We start from the raw sequence: 13,631 nt of genomic DNA, 5'->3' as shown, positions 1-13,631 counted from the left end.
GGTTTTATATTATATAACAGGTCTGTTTTAAGACATATCCATGTAACTAATTTTAGTAATGGTATTTGCAGCTTGATCAAATTCTATATTAATAAAAGCATCACAATCTTCACATTCAGTAAATAAAATACTTTTAGCACCATTTCTACCTAAGCTAAATACAATTTTACCTAATTTACTAATGTTATCTCCAATTGTAACAGTAGCACCTTTAATTGTAATAGAAGATGCATTACTATTTATTTCAAAAGATTCTACAAAAGGCTTACTACCCATAGTAGAAAAATCTACTTTTAAACCATTAAATGTGAAGTAATAATAAGTTTCTGTTTCGTTCATACTAAATGAAGCAGCAGGCCCTAATAATTTCTCAACAGCAGATTGTTTACCTTTTGTTTTTTTTAAATCAGCCAAAGTAGTAGTATTTATTTTGATTCCTTCAAATTCAGAGGAAGTCATAATATTACTAGTTTGACTTTTTGCAATAAGACTACTCAATAAAAATATGAATACAAATATTCTATGTTTCATTTTACTTTAATTATTAATTGTACAACAATCTTTTTCAGAAAATTTTTAGCCCGCCAAAGATATAATAAATGTTTTTCCTAACAATTAAATTATGTAAAGCGATTAGTTAAAGTTTACAGCCATTTCTATTTTTGATTCTAATTCTTTTAAATACTTCTGATTTTCAGTATCTGACCAATTATAATAATTTGAAAACTCTTTTAAAACTTCATATTTATATGTATCAACACTAGGCTTATCGAAGAATAATCTGCCTGTTCTACGCATAAAAAAATCGGTTGGAGTACAAGTCATTTCATGTTGAATGGTAAACCAAGTTTCTGCTTTTAATAAACGAAGTAGATAATCTTCATCTTTTAATTCGTTAAACTTATCAATAATTACATCGGTTTGTTTTCCATAATTATGAACTAAATAAGCAGCATCTGTTTTTGTAAAACCATGGTTTTTTAAATTTTTAGCAACTTGTTCTATGTATAAATTTACCGATTTGTAATTCTGAAAAGGACCACCTGTTAAAATGATATCTTCAGTTTGAATAGGTTCAAATTCAATTTCAAAACGACGAACCATTTTTTTAGCAACCAAATCAACAATTCGTTCAGCCATTTTTCTGTATCCGGTTAATTTACCTCCAGCTATAGATATTAATTTAGTATCGGAAACGAAAATTTCATCTTTCCTAGATAATTCTGAAGCAGATTTCCCTTCCTCATGAATTAAAGGACGTAAACCAGCCCATGAAGATTGAATATCATCAATAGTTAAGGTGACTTCAGGAAACATGTTATTTACAGCTTCTATTAAATACATGGCATCAACAATACTTGTTTCTACAGTATTTTTATCTTGCTGAAAGTTGGTATCAGTAGTACCAAAATAAGTTACTTTTCCTCGAGGAATAGCAAACATCATTCGTCCATCAGGAATATCAAAATAAACAGATTGTTTTACTGGTAATTTTTCATGAGCAACCACCAAATGTACTCCTTTTGTCAAATGCAATCGTTTACCAATTTTTGAATTATTTATTTGACGTAGTTCATCAACCCAAGGACCTGCTGCATTTACTACATATTTAGCTTTAATTTCATATGTTTCATTGGTAAACTCATCAGTTACTTTAGCTCCAACAACTCGTTTATTTTTATAAATAAATTCATTTGCTTTGGTATAATTAAGTATTTGAGCGTTATATTGACTAGCGGTTTTTAATACTTCAATGGTTAAACGAGCATCATCAGTACGATATTCAGCATAATAACCAGCGCCATTTAAAATATTTTCAGGTAATAATGGTTCTTTTTGAAGTGCTTCTTTTTTATCAAGCATTTTACGTTTATCATCACCTTCAACAGAAGCTAAAACGTCGTATACTTTTAAACCTATAGAAGTTAACCAAGAACCATAAGTTCCTCCATCAATTAAAGGTAAAATCATTTTTTCAGGAATGACCAAATGTGGAGCTATTTTATGAACAATTGCTCGTTCTGTTCCCACTTCTTTTACCAACCAAAAATCAAATTGTTTTAAATATCGTAAACCACCATGAATTAGTTTTGTTGATTTACTTGAGGTACCCGAAGCAAAATCATTTTTTTCTACTAGTGCAACTTTCATTCCTCTTGAAGCTGCATCTAAAGCAATTCCTGCTCCTGTAATACCTCCTCCAATAATTAAAATATCAAATTCGGTTTCTTGTATTTCTTTTTGAGTATTTGTTCGGTTAAAAAATGAAAATTTGTTCATAGAATATTTTTTGTTCCTAACAAAAATAAGAATAAAAAGAAGTAGATATCAATAAAAAAAGAGTTGAAAATTAATTCAACTCTTTATAGTCGCCCCCGCAACACATAAACCATTTAATGATTTATTTTTTTCCAATTTTTATCTGCACTATTTTTTAACTCATCGGCACCTTCTTTTTGCCAAAGTTCAAGTGTATTGGTTCCCCAAGAATTATAAAATAAGTATAGTTTACCGTTTCTTATTTCAAAAGTCTTTGGATTAATACTTACTTTTTCTCCAGTTTTACCAATAGCATATGCACAGTATCCACCGTATTGTGGTATATATTTTTTAGGATTTTGTTTAAATAAGTTTAAATTTTCTTGAGAGGAAAATCGAAAAGAAACACCATCATACTTTGTTGTAATTTTTTTATTTCCTTTTACTGCTTTATTAGAAAAATAAGCAACTACATCATAACCGCTGGCTACAGCTCCTTTTTTAGTATTGTACTCCTGAGCAACTAATGCAGTTGATAGAAATACGAATAAAATCCATATTTTTTTCATCGATTGTTATTTTTTATGCTTTAAAGTTTCCCAATTTTTATCACCTCTCATTTGTCTCTTTTTTACATCACCTTCTTGCCAATCGCCAAGTTTACTACCTATCCAAGAGCTGTAAAAAAGATATAGTTTACCATCACGTATTTCATATACTTCAGGATCGATATACATTTTTTTGTTTTTCTCAGCTATAGCATAAGCACAGTAACCACCGTATTGAGGAATATATTTTACTGGATTTTCTTTGAAAAGATTTAAATTTTTTTCTGAAGAGAATTTGAATTTAGTACCATCATATGTAGTTTGAAATTTCTTTTTACCTTCTAAAGGTTTTCCATCTTCAAAATATGATACTACATCAAAACCTTCGGCTACATAACCTTTTTTTGTATTATAATCAGTCTTTTGAGCTATTAAAACAGTAGAAACTGTAAGTAATAGAAGTGTAAGAATTTGTTTCATCGTTTTTAAAATTTTTTAGATAGTCGATGAAAAAGATAGATAATTACAATTAATTATTTTTTAATAAGCACCAAGGGTTTAATATTTTCCCGTTTTTAATAGGAAGAATTTCACCAAATTGTAAAAAAACGAACTCACTTTGTTGAGGTTTTAAAAACACAAAATCATCAACATTTAAAGTTGTTTTTATGGGAGCGTTTATCATAGTTTGATTAGTTGATTTACCAAATAAGTTATTTTCTTTAATGTTTTCAGGGTAATAATAATCTGCCTTCCAATAACCACCGTAAATAAAGTAAGATTGTTTGTTTATTGAATTAAGTATATTTAAAAACCATTTGTATTTTTCGATACCTGGAATAGTAGTGTTTTTGAACTTTTTTAAAATAGGAGTTGCAATAAAAGAAGCAGCAGTAAAATCTTTTAAAGAAGGAATATTAAAAGTTGAAGGTTTTACAAGACAAGAACCAATAGCAATGTCATTAATTGGAGATTTATTTGTTTTATGTAAATTTAAAGTAGGACTTCCAGCGCCGTTAAATGTTAAATCTTCCTTCCATAAGGAAGAAAAGTTTTGTTCAACCAATTGCTTGCATTGTTCATAAAAAGTATTGGCTTTTTGTAAAGCTTTCTTTTCAGATAAAATTATTTTAGGAAGTTTTACTACATGAGGATCATATCCCATAAAACCAGAAAATTCAACATAATCTTGATGCTCTTTTATCAGTTCTAGACCTTCTTTTAATGAGTCTATAGAGTTAAAACCACCTCGATGTAGCCCTACATCAATTTCGATATTTAAACGAATTTTTTGTTGAAGCTGCTTTGCTAGATTAATGTATTCTTGTATTCTTTTTTTTGTATCTACCAACCATTGAATTTGTGTAAAAGGATTAAATCCATGATGATGTTGAGGTAAGTTTTGATAGAAAAAATGAGCTGTTTTAATAGGCATTGGTTTACCTAATAATATATCTTTTTGATGGTCTAATTCAGATGATAAATGGGTTAAAAATGGTTGATGAAAAACCATTAATTTATGAGTGTTTGTTTTTTGTAAAACATACTTAATTAAATCTAAAGAAGGTAAAGATTTTACAACAATTCTAAATTCAGCATCAGACCTTAAATTCGATTGTAAAGTAGTTATATTTTTATCTAAAATATCCAAGTCTACTAATAAGCAAGGAACTGCTCTTCGGTAGTTTTTTAATTCTTTGTTTAGATTATTGAAATAAGCATCCATCTATATACCGAATAAAGTTTTAATGTATGGGTTTACAAATATGTTTTCAGGATCATGTTCTTTTCTTTTTTGTAAAAAAACATCAAACTTTGGATACATATTTATAACATCTTGAGTAATAAAAGTGTTCATTTTTCCCCAATGAGGCCTTCCATTGTATGCTTTAAAAACCTCTTCTAAAGCAGCAAAATAGGCTTTGTACTCTTTTTTATTATACACATGGCAAGCTATATATGCCGAATCTCTACCATATGCTGGACTCATATAAACATCGTCTCCTTTTACCCATCGATTTTCAATGGGAAAATGAATATTGAATTTTTTAGAATTAACAATTTTTTGAATGTCTTTAAAGGCGTCTTTATATGCTTCTGAAGGAATGTTATATTCCATTTCATGAAATTTAACCAACCTTTGAGTAGCATACACTTTATGACTATAATATGTTTTTTTAACATTACTGATGCTGGCTGCTGTAATGTTTGCTACAGTTTTATTTTGTGAAGGAAATAATTTTGCAAATTCACAAAAAACTTTAAAAACATAGTTCTCTAAAACGTATTCTGTCCAGTAATTGAAAAAATTAATTTTATCAGGTTCAGAATCTTCTACAATGTTGGATGTTTTAGTCCAAGCTGTATTTGTATAAGGAATCCAATAGAATTCGAAATTTCTATTTTGTGAATTTCTTTGATCTAAGCTGATTAAAACATCATTTAATTTTTCTTTTTTATTTTGAAGACTTAATTTATAAGCAGGAACACACTGTATAGTTATTTCAGTAAGAATACCTAAACAACCCAAAGAAACTTGAGCAGCTTTAAATAACTCAACGTTTTTGGTTTCAGAGCATTCAATAATTTCTCCTTTTCCATTTACAAACTTTAAAGCAACGACTTGATTGCTTATTGATTTTAAACCTAGACCCGTTCCATGTGTTCCTGTGCTTATAGCTCCTGCTATGGATTGGACATTAATATCGCCCAAATTTTCCATAGCGAGTCCTTCTTTAAATAACAATTCTCCCAGTAACGATAATTTTGTTCCAGCCTTAATTGTTGCTAGATTCTTTTCTTTATTTATAGCTACTTTTCCTTGATATTTATCTAAACTTATTAAAATCTCATTTGTACTACATAGAGGAGTAAATGAATGACCGGATCCAATAACACGTATTTTTTTGTTGTACTGTATTGCTTTTAAAACCACATCTTGAATTTCTTCTTCTGAAGAAGGATATATTATTTCTGATGGATTCCATTCTACGTTTCTTGACCAGTTTTTCATACTAATTTTGGTTTGTTAATAGATTTATATAAGGTTGGATAACTTCATCGAATTTTTTCAATAAATATTCTTTACTGTTTTTTTCTAAAGTTGAATGATGGATTGCAAGACCTTCAATCATACTCATTAATTGTTGTGCTATTACAGAAGTAGAAAGTGTAATTGTTATTTCTTTTTTACTTATAGAAGTATGAATAATAGCCTCTATTTCTTTATGATATGCATTTAAAGTTTCTATAATTTTTGTTCGTACAGTTTCATCTTCTTCACTTTCTAACTGAAATAAAAAATACCGACGAATAGGGAAGGAAAGACCTTTACCAGATTTTTCAACAAAATCAATTAAATTAACAAAAAACAGGTACCTATTTTTTATTCTATTAATCAAAGTTTCATGAGAATCTTCAATTAAAAGATCTTCATACAGCTTAAAAAAGTATTCGTCTAAAGCTGCTAAATATATAGCATGTTTGCTTTTAAAGTGATGATAAATGGCTCCTTTAGAAGAATTGGTAGCAACAATAATGTCGTTTAAACTGGTTTTTTTATAACCTTTATTTAAAAATAAAGTAAAAGCAGTTGTAACTATTTTTTCTCTTCCTTGTTTGGCCATTATAAACTGTAATTTTCTCAAATATAGAGAAAAAAACAAAAACAGACCAATTGGTTTGTTTTTATAAAACCATTAAATTACAACCACGTATATCAGAATTATCGAATCGGCCAATAATTTCAAAACTATAATCAGGATATACTTTTCCTAAATCTTGAGTAGCAATAAAAGAACAAGAATTGTAGTTTGCTAAATCAATTACATTAATACCTCCAGATGTTTCTTTTGGTAAAGTGGTAAGTGGATCTTCAGTATCTCTAGTTAAAATTTGCATCCATGGAGGACAGTTGAATATACCGTTACCTTTTGAGTATCCTTGACTTAATAGTTCTGTCATTCCATATTCAGAATGAATTTCGTTTACACCAAAACCTTTACCTAAAATTTGATGCAATTCATTTCTAATAAGTTCTTTTCTTCTACCTTTCATCCCACCAGTTTCCATTATGATGGTATTTTTAAGTCCAAAATCGTATTGTTCAACCAAATCTAATAAAGCAAAAGAAACTCCAATTAATAGTATTTTTTTACCCTTTTTATCTAGTTCTTCAAGTTTTTTAGCAAGCTCAGATAAATTATTGAGATAAAAACCACTTTCAGGCTGTTTTGATCGTTTAATTAAATCGTCAACCATATAAATTAAAGAAGAACCTTTTCGTTCTAAATAATTAGGTAATAATGCTAAAACAGTATACTCTTCAATATTACCATAGAAATATTCAAAACCTTTTAAATAACTATTTTCATACCAAGATAAATCGGTTACTAAATGTTTACTAGTAATACTTCCAGTAGTACCAGAACTAGAAAAAGTTTCTTGAATTTCATCTGTAGATGAAAGTACTTTTCTGGTCTTAAAAAACTGAATAGGTAAAAAAGGAATTTGTTCAATTGTTTGTACATCTGAGGGATGGATGTATAACAAATCGCAAAAAGAGCGATATACCTTGTTATTTTTAAACTGATGTTTAAAAACATTTAAAGCTACATTGTTAAATTCTTCTCTGGATTGTATGTTGAAAACTTGATCTTTCATAAACTTTGACAAAAATAATAGTATTTAACGCAACCTTTTTAATTTTTCTTCATCTAGTAATAAAAGAAGAACATATGAAGAGTATTTATTGGTTAAAAACTATTGTAATAACTTTATTATTAACGTCCTGTATGTCGAATCAAGATAATATTGATAAAACAATATTAGTTGCTTCTAAAAGATTGAACTGTACGGGAGTAGGAACTCAAAAATGTTTATTAGTTAAAGAAACTACAGGAAAAAATTGGGAATATTTTTATGATAATATAGAAGGATTTAATTATGAAGAAGGTTTTGAATATGTACTTGAAGTTTCTGAAAAAGAAGTTTCACCATTACCAGCTGATGCTTCAACTGTTAAGATTGTTCTAGTAAAAATTGTTTCTAAAATTAAAAAAGACTCAGAAAATTTACCAAAAAACTAAAAATTATGAAAAGACTGTATGTACTAATTCTGTTTATAATAATTTCATCTTGTCAAAAGAATGATGAAGTAGATATAAATCCTGAAAATTTATTATTAGGAAGTTGGACAAACTCAGTGTATAACCAAGACACAGAGACGACTACTTTTGAGCGTGTTTATAAACTACCAGATGAACAGTATGGTGTTTTATTTGAAAGAGATGGAAATTTTATAACTAGAACATCAGGATGGTGTGGAACACCTCCATTAACATTTTATAACACAAAAGGAAGCTTTTTATTAGAAAATAAAATAATCAAAGTGACATCTCAAGAATTTCCATTTAGTTTTAATTGGGAAATTGTTTCATTGGATGAAAAAAAATTGGTTATTAGAAGAACATTAACAGATCAAGAAAAAGACTATCAAAAGTTAATGGTATTATTTTCAGAAATAGAAACATTAGCTAATAGCGTTTCTTGTGTAAATAGTAATGATTGGAATTTTATAGGATATGGAACAAAAGCTTGTGGTGGTTTTCAAGGATATATAGCATATTCAAATAAAATAAATGTATCTGACTTTTTAGAAAAAGTAATAACATATACAAAAGAAGAAGATGCGTACAATAAAAAGTGGAATATTTTTTCGAATTGCAGTATCCCTATGAAACCGGTAGAAATAAATTGTGTGAATGGATTTCCTGTGTTTAAATATTAATTATTTTTAATAAAATATTAAACGCATCAATCTAAAAGAGCTAATACAAAAGTGTTGCCAAAATGATATAAAGGCACAGGCAAAAGTTTATCAACTTTTTGCTAAGAAATTATTTGGTGTATGTTTAAAATATTCTAAGAATTATGAGGATGCAGAAGATACCTTACAGGATAGTTTCTTAATTATTTTTAAGAAAATAAAGAAATATAAAGGAAATGGATCTTTTGAAGGATGGATGAAACGAATTGTTATAAATGAAGCAGTACAAAAGTATAGAAAAAAATCACCATTAAGAATTGTTAAAGAGGAGATTATAGAAGATGTTGAAGATGAAATAATGGTTAATGAAAGTTCTTTAAATGTTGATTTTTTATTAAATATAATTCAACAATTACCTGATAGGTATAGACTAGTTTTTAATTTATATGTTTTAGATAATTTTTCACATAAAGAAATAGCAAAATTATTAGAAATATCAGAGGGAACATCAAAATCAAACTTATCTAGAGCAAGGAAATTATTAAAGCAAAAGATAGAAAAACATTATCAAAAGCAAAAAGAAGCATAGATGGATGATTATAAAGACATAGATCGATTGTTTCAAGAAAAGCTTGAAAATTTTGAGACTACTCCAAGTCCTGAAATTTGGGAAGCTATTGAATCAAAACTTCAAAAGAAGAAAAAAAGACGCATAATACCTTTATGGTGGTATGGTGGTATTGCTGGAGTATTGATAATTGGAATGTTATTTATTTATAAAGAGGAAAAATCTGAACCTATTAGAATTTTTGATGATATTCCTGTAATTGTAGAAGAAAATAAAGAAGAGCAAAGAGAAATCAAATTTAAAGAGATACCACAGATAGATAAAGATACAATCCAAACAGAATTAGTGTATAAGGAAAATTATGATTTAGATATTTTAAAAAATAAAAAGATAAAAAGAAACAAGAAACAGATTAAACCTCTTTATGAAGATACTGTTATATTATTGACTAAAGAAAAAGTAAGTAAGGATAATAAGAAAGGGTTATTGTCTGATGAAAAAATTGCTTTGAAAAAGATTTTTTCTGAAAAAGAAAATGAAGAATTAATAGCAAAAACAGATAGTGTGTTCAATAAAGAAAAGAAAAAAGATTTTTTAGCTGAAGTATCTAAATTAGATAATATTAAAAAGGAAAAAGTAATCGAAACAAAATGGTCAGTAATACCAACTGTAGCTATTATTAATTCAAATTCTTTTTCAAAGACATCACCTTTAGATAAAAGTTTTGCATCCAATACAAATGGAGAAAATTCAATTACTTATGGTGTTAGAGTTAATTATAAATTGAATAAAAAATGGTCTTTACAAACAGGTTTTTTTAAAAGAAATTTAGATTTTTCTACAAACAATCTTTCAGTAGTATCTAATGTTTCTGGAAGTAATTTAAAAAATTTAAATTATAATTCTCAAGTATCATTTATTCTTATTAGTAATAATGAATTGTCTAGTGATTCTGTTGTTTTAAATGGAATAAATATAATAGAAAATAATGTTAGTTTAAAGCAAACATTTGGATATATTGAGGTACCAATTGAATTGAAATATACGTTAATAGAAAAACAAAAATTTAATACTAAATTAGTATCAGGTTTCAGTACATTGTTTTTAAATGATAATAACATTTATATAGAAACCAAAGATAAAATTAAAGATGTAGGAACAGCAACAAATTTAAGTTCCATTAATTTTAGTGGAAATTTAGGATTAGATTTTAATTACTCATTAAATAATAAATTAAATCTAAATATTACACCAATGTTTAAAGTTCAAATGAATACATTTTCAAATACAGCAAATGGTTTTCAACCTTATACAATTGGAATATATAGTGGACTATCATATAAATTTTAAAAACGAAAAAAAATGAAAAAACTAACTTTAATTATTTTCACTATAATATTAGCATCCTGTAGTGTTGATGAACCAAATTATCAATTTAAATTACTTACAATAAAGGAAGCTACAGTACCACAGTTTTTTAAATTCGGAGAAATTGATACAATAAAAGTAACTTATGAATTACCAAATTCTTGCCATAGTTTTCATAGCTTATATTACCAGTATCAAGGAACTACAAGAGTTGTAGCTATAAGATCAGTTGAAACATTTCTTGAAGACTGTTCTCAAACCGCAATTGAAAGAGAACTGAAATTCCCAGTACAAATAACACAAAAAGAAGATTACTTATTCAAGTTTTGGAAGGGGAAAGATAACAAAGGAGAAGATATATTTGAAGAAAAATTAGTTCCAGTAAACTAAAAAGAGGTTTTAAACCTCTTTTTTAGTTTTTATAAATTTTAATTATTAATTCTCCTTCATTATCCATAGAAGCTCTATACATTCCTGCAGTATTAAATTCAAAGGACATATTACCATTTTTATCTAAAGCAATAACTCCACCTGTACCACCAAGTTTAGTAAGTTTATTTTGAATTACATCTTTAGTAGCTTCTTTTAAAGATTTATTTTGATATTCCATTTGAGCAGAAATATCATAAGCAACTTGAGTTCTAATAAAATATTCTCCCCAACCTGTAGATGAAACACCACAAGTTTTATTATTAGCATAAGTACCTGATCCTATAATTGGAGAATCGCCAATTCTATTCCAACGTTTGTTAGTCATTCCACCAGTAGATGTTCCTGCAGTAATATTACCTTTTTTATCAAGAGCAACACAGCCTACGGTTCCAAACTTACTATCTTTAATCTCTGGGTCATAAAAAGCAGACTTACTATTATGATCCAATGCTGTTTTTTCTTTTTCTTTTATTTTTTGAAGAGATTTAAATCTTTTTTCAGTAAAAAAATAACTAGGCTCTACAATTTCTAATCCTTGTTCTTTAGCAAAAATAGAAGCACCTTTACCAGAAAGTAAAACATGATTTGAGTTAGTCATTACCTTTCTAGCAGCAGAAATTGGGTTTTTTACATCTGTAACACCAGCAACAGCACCGGCATTTAAGTTTTTTCCATTCATAATGGAAGCATCCATTTCATTGGTTTCATTATGTGTAAAAACAGCTCCTTTACCAGCATTAAAAAGAGGGGAGTTTTCCATTATATGAATTGTTTTTTCAACAGCATCTATACTTGTTCCACCGCTTTTCAAAATGTTATATCCCACTGTAATAGCTTCTTTTAGTTTAGCCTTATAAGCAGCTTCTTTTTCAGGGGTCATATTCTTTTTTAAAATAGTACCAGCTCCACCATGAATAATAATTGCAAATTCATTTGTTTTTTGAGGATTAGAAGACTCTTTTTGCTTGTTACAACTAAGAATTAAGATGCTAAGAGTAAATAGAAAAAATGTTTTTTTCATGTGTTTTTTGTTTAATATTAAACAGAAACTAAAGGTTTTGTTTGATTTATATAAATGTAAAATTATTTGTAGTTTTGACAAATAAATTTAAAACAACTAAAATTACAATAAAAATGGCAGATTTTGGTATCAAGGAAGCTTTAGCTCAATTAGGCTTAAAAGATATAAATGATGGAACGTCAACAGGTTCGATAAATTTTTCAAATGGAGAAATTATTGAAAGTTACTCACCAGTTGATGGAAAGTTAATAGGAAAAGTAAAAGCTACTACTAGAGAAGATTACGATAAAGTAATGGATGCTGCAACATCAGCTTTTAAAACTTTTAGAGCAATGCCAGCTCCACAAAGAGGAGAGATTGTTCGTCAATTTGGAAATAAATTAAGAGAGTTAAAAGAGCCATTAGGTAAATTAGTTTCTTATGAGATGGGTAAATCTTATCAAGAAGGTTTAGGAGAAGTTCAAGAAATGATTGATATCTGTGATTTTGCTGTAGGATTGTCACGTCAATTAAATGGACAAGTAATTCCATCAGAAAGACCAGGACACGTAATGAGAGAACAATGGCACCCATTAGGAGTAGTTGGTATTATTTCTGCATTTAACTTCCCAGTTGCTGTTTGGTCATGGAACACAGCTTTAGCATGGATTTGTGGTAATGTATGTGTATGGAAAGGTTCTGAAAAAGCTCCATTATGTTCTGTAGCATGTCAAAACATTATTGCAGGAGTATTAAAAGATAATGACTTACCAGAAGGAATTTCTTGTATTGTTAATGGTGATTATAAAGTGGGTGAATATATTACAGAAGATACTCGCATTCCTTTAGTATCTGCAACTGGTTCTACAAGAATGGGACGTATTGTTGGAGCTAAGGTTGCTGAGCGTTTTGGTAAATCATTATTAGAATTAGGAGGAAACAATGCTATTATTATTACTCCAACAGCCGATTTAAAAGTAGTTGTTCCAGGAGCAGTATTTGGAGCAGTAGGGACTTGTGGTCAACGTTGTACATCAACTCGTAGATTAATTATTCACGAATCTGTATATGATAAAGTAAGAGACGCTATTGTTGGTGCTTATGGACAAATTAGAATTGGAAATCCATTAGATGAAAATAATCACGTTGGACCATTAATCGATAAAGATGCTGTAAATACTTATTTAGCTGCTATTGAAAAAGCAAAAGCAGAAGGAGGAAAAGTATTAGTAGAAGGAGGCGTTTTAGAAGGAGAAGGATACGAAAGCGGATGTTATGTTAAGCCAGCAATTATAGAGGCAGAAAACCACTTTGAAATCGTTCAACATGAAACATTTGCTCCAATCTTATATTTAATGAAGTATTCAGGAGATGTTGAAAATGCAATTGAATTACAAAATGGAGTAGCACAAGGATTATCATCATCAATAATGACAAGTGAGATGAAAGAAGCTGAAAGATTCTTGTCATTTGCTGGATCTGATTGTGGTATTGCTAATGTAAACATTGGTACTTCAGGAGCTGAGATTGGTGGAGCTTTTGGAGGAGAAAAAGAAACTGGAGGAGGACGTGAGTCTGGTTCTGATTCTTGGAAAGTTTATATGAGAAGACAAACGAATACGGTTAACTATTCTGATGAGTTACCATTAGCACAAGGAATTAAGTTCGATTTATAATAGATATTTATCT

15 protein-coding genes are annotated in these 13,631 nt (G+C 28.5%); 6 read left to right on the top strand and 9 right to left on the bottom strand.

Annotation, left to right across the window (positions count from 1 at the left end):
• Positions 1 to 27: 27 nt before the first annotated feature.
• The 8 genes from F7018_RS00610 to F7018_RS00575 form a co-directional block, all read right to left on the bottom strand.
• A complete protein-coding gene (locus tag F7018_RS00610) occupies positions 28 to 531 on the bottom strand; it encodes a hypothetical protein (protein WP_150898039.1) in 504 nt (167 codons plus the stop codon).
• A gap of 102 nt (positions 532 to 633) precedes the next feature.
• Positions 634 to 2,280 (bottom strand): glycerol-3-phosphate dehydrogenase/oxidase, encoded by a 1,647-nt coding sequence (locus tag F7018_RS00605; RefSeq protein WP_150898038.1) that lies wholly within the window; start codon positions 2,278 to 2,280, stop codon positions 634 to 636.
• Between the two features lie 113 nt (positions 2,281 to 2,393).
• Positions 2,394 to 2,828, bottom strand: coding sequence for a YHS domain-containing (seleno)protein (locus F7018_RS00600; RefSeq protein WP_150898037.1), 435 nt, complete (start codon positions 2,826 to 2,828; stop codon positions 2,394 to 2,396).
• 6 nt (positions 2,829 to 2,834) lie between these two features.
• A complete protein-coding gene (locus tag F7018_RS00595) occupies positions 2,835 to 3,287 on the bottom strand; it encodes a YHS domain-containing (seleno)protein (RefSeq protein WP_150898036.1) in 453 nt (150 codons plus the stop codon).
• Positions 3,288 to 3,336: 49 nt separating this feature from the next.
• Positions 3,337 to 4,533: an alanine racemase gene (locus F7018_RS00590; protein ID WP_150898035.1), complete on the bottom strand. Its 1,197-nt coding sequence runs from the start codon at positions 4,531 to 4,533 to the stop codon at positions 3,337 to 3,339.
• Positions 4,534 to 5,820: a D-arabinono-1,4-lactone oxidase gene (locus F7018_RS00585; protein WP_150898034.1), complete on the bottom strand. Its 1,287-nt coding sequence runs from the start codon at positions 5,818 to 5,820 to the stop codon at positions 4,534 to 4,536.
• Between the two features lies 1 nt (position 5,821).
• Positions 5,822 to 6,433 carry a TetR/AcrR family transcriptional regulator gene (locus F7018_RS00580; RefSeq protein ID WP_150898033.1) on the bottom strand — a complete coding sequence of 204 codons (612 nt, stop codon included), beginning with the start codon at positions 6,431 to 6,433 and terminating at the stop codon, positions 5,822 to 5,824.
• Positions 6,434 to 6,494: 61 nt separating this feature from the next.
• Positions 6,495 to 7,469 (bottom strand): LuxE/PaaK family acyltransferase, encoded by a 975-nt coding sequence (locus F7018_RS00575; protein ID WP_150898032.1) that lies wholly within the window; start codon positions 7,467 to 7,469, stop codon positions 6,495 to 6,497.
• A gap of 74 nt (positions 7,470 to 7,543) precedes the next feature.
• Here F7018_RS00575 and F7018_RS00570 point away from each other — a divergent pair, with 74 nt between their 5' ends.
• From F7018_RS00570 to F7018_RS00550, 5 genes are read left to right on the top strand one after another with little or no spacing between them, the layout of a single operon-like run.
• Positions 7,544 to 7,894, top strand: a complete 351-nt coding sequence (locus tag F7018_RS00570) for a DUF4377 domain-containing protein (RefSeq protein WP_150898031.1) — start codon at positions 7,544 to 7,546, stop codon at positions 7,892 to 7,894.
• A gap of 5 nt (positions 7,895 to 7,899) precedes the next feature.
• Positions 7,900 to 8,595 (top strand): hypothetical protein, encoded by a 696-nt coding sequence (locus F7018_RS00565; RefSeq protein ID WP_150898030.1) that lies wholly within the window; start codon positions 7,900 to 7,902, stop codon positions 8,593 to 8,595.
• A 16-nt stretch (positions 8,596 to 8,611) separates the two neighbouring features.
• On the top strand, positions 8,612 to 9,163 hold the full coding sequence (locus F7018_RS00560) for an RNA polymerase sigma factor (protein WP_317132373.1): 552 nt from the start codon (positions 8,612 to 8,614) through the stop codon (positions 9,161 to 9,163).
• A complete protein-coding gene (locus F7018_RS00555; protein WP_150898028.1) occupies positions 9,164 to 10,492 on the top strand; it encodes a hypothetical protein in 1,329 nt (442 codons plus the stop codon).
• Positions 10,493 to 10,504: 12 nt separating this feature from the next.
• A complete protein-coding gene (locus tag F7018_RS00550) occupies positions 10,505 to 10,900 on the top strand; it encodes a hypothetical protein (protein WP_150898027.1) in 396 nt (131 codons plus the stop codon).
• A gap of 22 nt (positions 10,901 to 10,922) precedes the next feature.
• Here the strand turns inward: F7018_RS00550 and F7018_RS00545 are convergent, their stop codons facing one another.
• The gene (locus F7018_RS00545) at positions 10,923 to 11,963 is read right to left on the bottom strand and encodes an isoaspartyl peptidase/L-asparaginase family protein (protein WP_150898026.1); all 1,041 of its coding nucleotides are present in this window, start codon (positions 11,961 to 11,963) and stop codon (positions 10,923 to 10,925) included.
• A gap of 113 nt (positions 11,964 to 12,076) precedes the next feature.
• Between F7018_RS00545 and amaB the strand changes: the two genes are divergently transcribed.
• Positions 12,077 to 13,618 carry an L-piperidine-6-carboxylate dehydrogenase gene (gene amaB / locus F7018_RS00540; protein WP_150898025.1) on the top strand — a complete coding sequence of 514 codons (1,542 nt, stop codon included), beginning with the start codon at positions 12,077 to 12,079 and terminating at the stop codon, positions 13,616 to 13,618.
• Positions 13,619 to 13,631: the final 13 nt, after the last annotated feature.

Origin of the sequence: Tenacibaculum aiptasiae (assembly GCF_008806755.1) — a bacterium.
In the GTDB taxonomy this organism is placed as follows: domain Bacteria; phylum Bacteroidota; class Bacteroidia; order Flavobacteriales; family Flavobacteriaceae; genus Polaribacter; species Polaribacter aiptasiae.
Note: the sequence above shows the minus strand (reverse complement) of the source record. Positions and strands in the feature narration are given on the sequence as shown.

Coding starts and splice junctions, on each gene's coding strand:
- F7018_RS00610 (WP_150898039.1), bottom strand. CDS start 531: ATGAAACATAGAATATTTGTATTCATATTTTTATTGAGTAGTCTTATT.
- F7018_RS00605 (WP_150898038.1), bottom strand. CDS start 2,280: ATGAACAAATTTTCATTTTTTAACCGAACAAATACTCAAAAAGAAATA.
- F7018_RS00600 (WP_150898037.1), bottom strand. CDS start 2,828: ATGAAAAAAATATGGATTTTATTCGTATTTCTATCAACTGCATTAGTT.
- F7018_RS00595 (WP_150898036.1), bottom strand. CDS start 3,287: ATGAAACAAATTCTTACACTTCTATTACTTACAGTTTCTACTGTTTTA.
- F7018_RS00590 (WP_150898035.1), bottom strand. CDS start 4,533: ATGGATGCTTATTTCAATAATCTAAACAAAGAATTAAAAAACTACCGA.
- F7018_RS00585 (WP_150898034.1), bottom strand. CDS start 5,820: ATGAAAAACTGGTCAAGAAACGTAGAATGGAATCCATCAGAAATAATA.
- F7018_RS00580 (WP_150898033.1), bottom strand. CDS start 6,433: ATGGCCAAACAAGGAAGAGAAAAAATAGTTACAACTGCTTTTACTTTA.
- F7018_RS00575 (WP_150898032.1), bottom strand. CDS start 7,469: ATGAAAGATCAAGTTTTCAACATACAATCCAGAGAAGAATTTAACAAT.
- F7018_RS00570 (WP_150898031.1), top strand. CDS start 7,544: ATGAAGAGTATTTATTGGTTAAAAACTATTGTAATAACTTTATTATTA.
- F7018_RS00565 (WP_150898030.1), top strand. CDS start 7,900: ATGAAAAGACTGTATGTACTAATTCTGTTTATAATAATTTCATCTTGT.
- F7018_RS00555 (WP_150898028.1), top strand. CDS start 9,164: ATGGATGATTATAAAGACATAGATCGATTGTTTCAAGAAAAGCTTGAA.
- F7018_RS00550 (WP_150898027.1), top strand. CDS start 10,505: ATGAAAAAACTAACTTTAATTATTTTCACTATAATATTAGCATCCTGT.
- F7018_RS00545 (WP_150898026.1), bottom strand. CDS start 11,963: ATGAAAAAAACATTTTTTCTATTTACTCTTAGCATCTTAATTCTTAGT.
- amaB (WP_150898025.1), top strand. CDS start 12,077: ATGGCAGATTTTGGTATCAAGGAAGCTTTAGCTCAATTAGGCTTAAAA.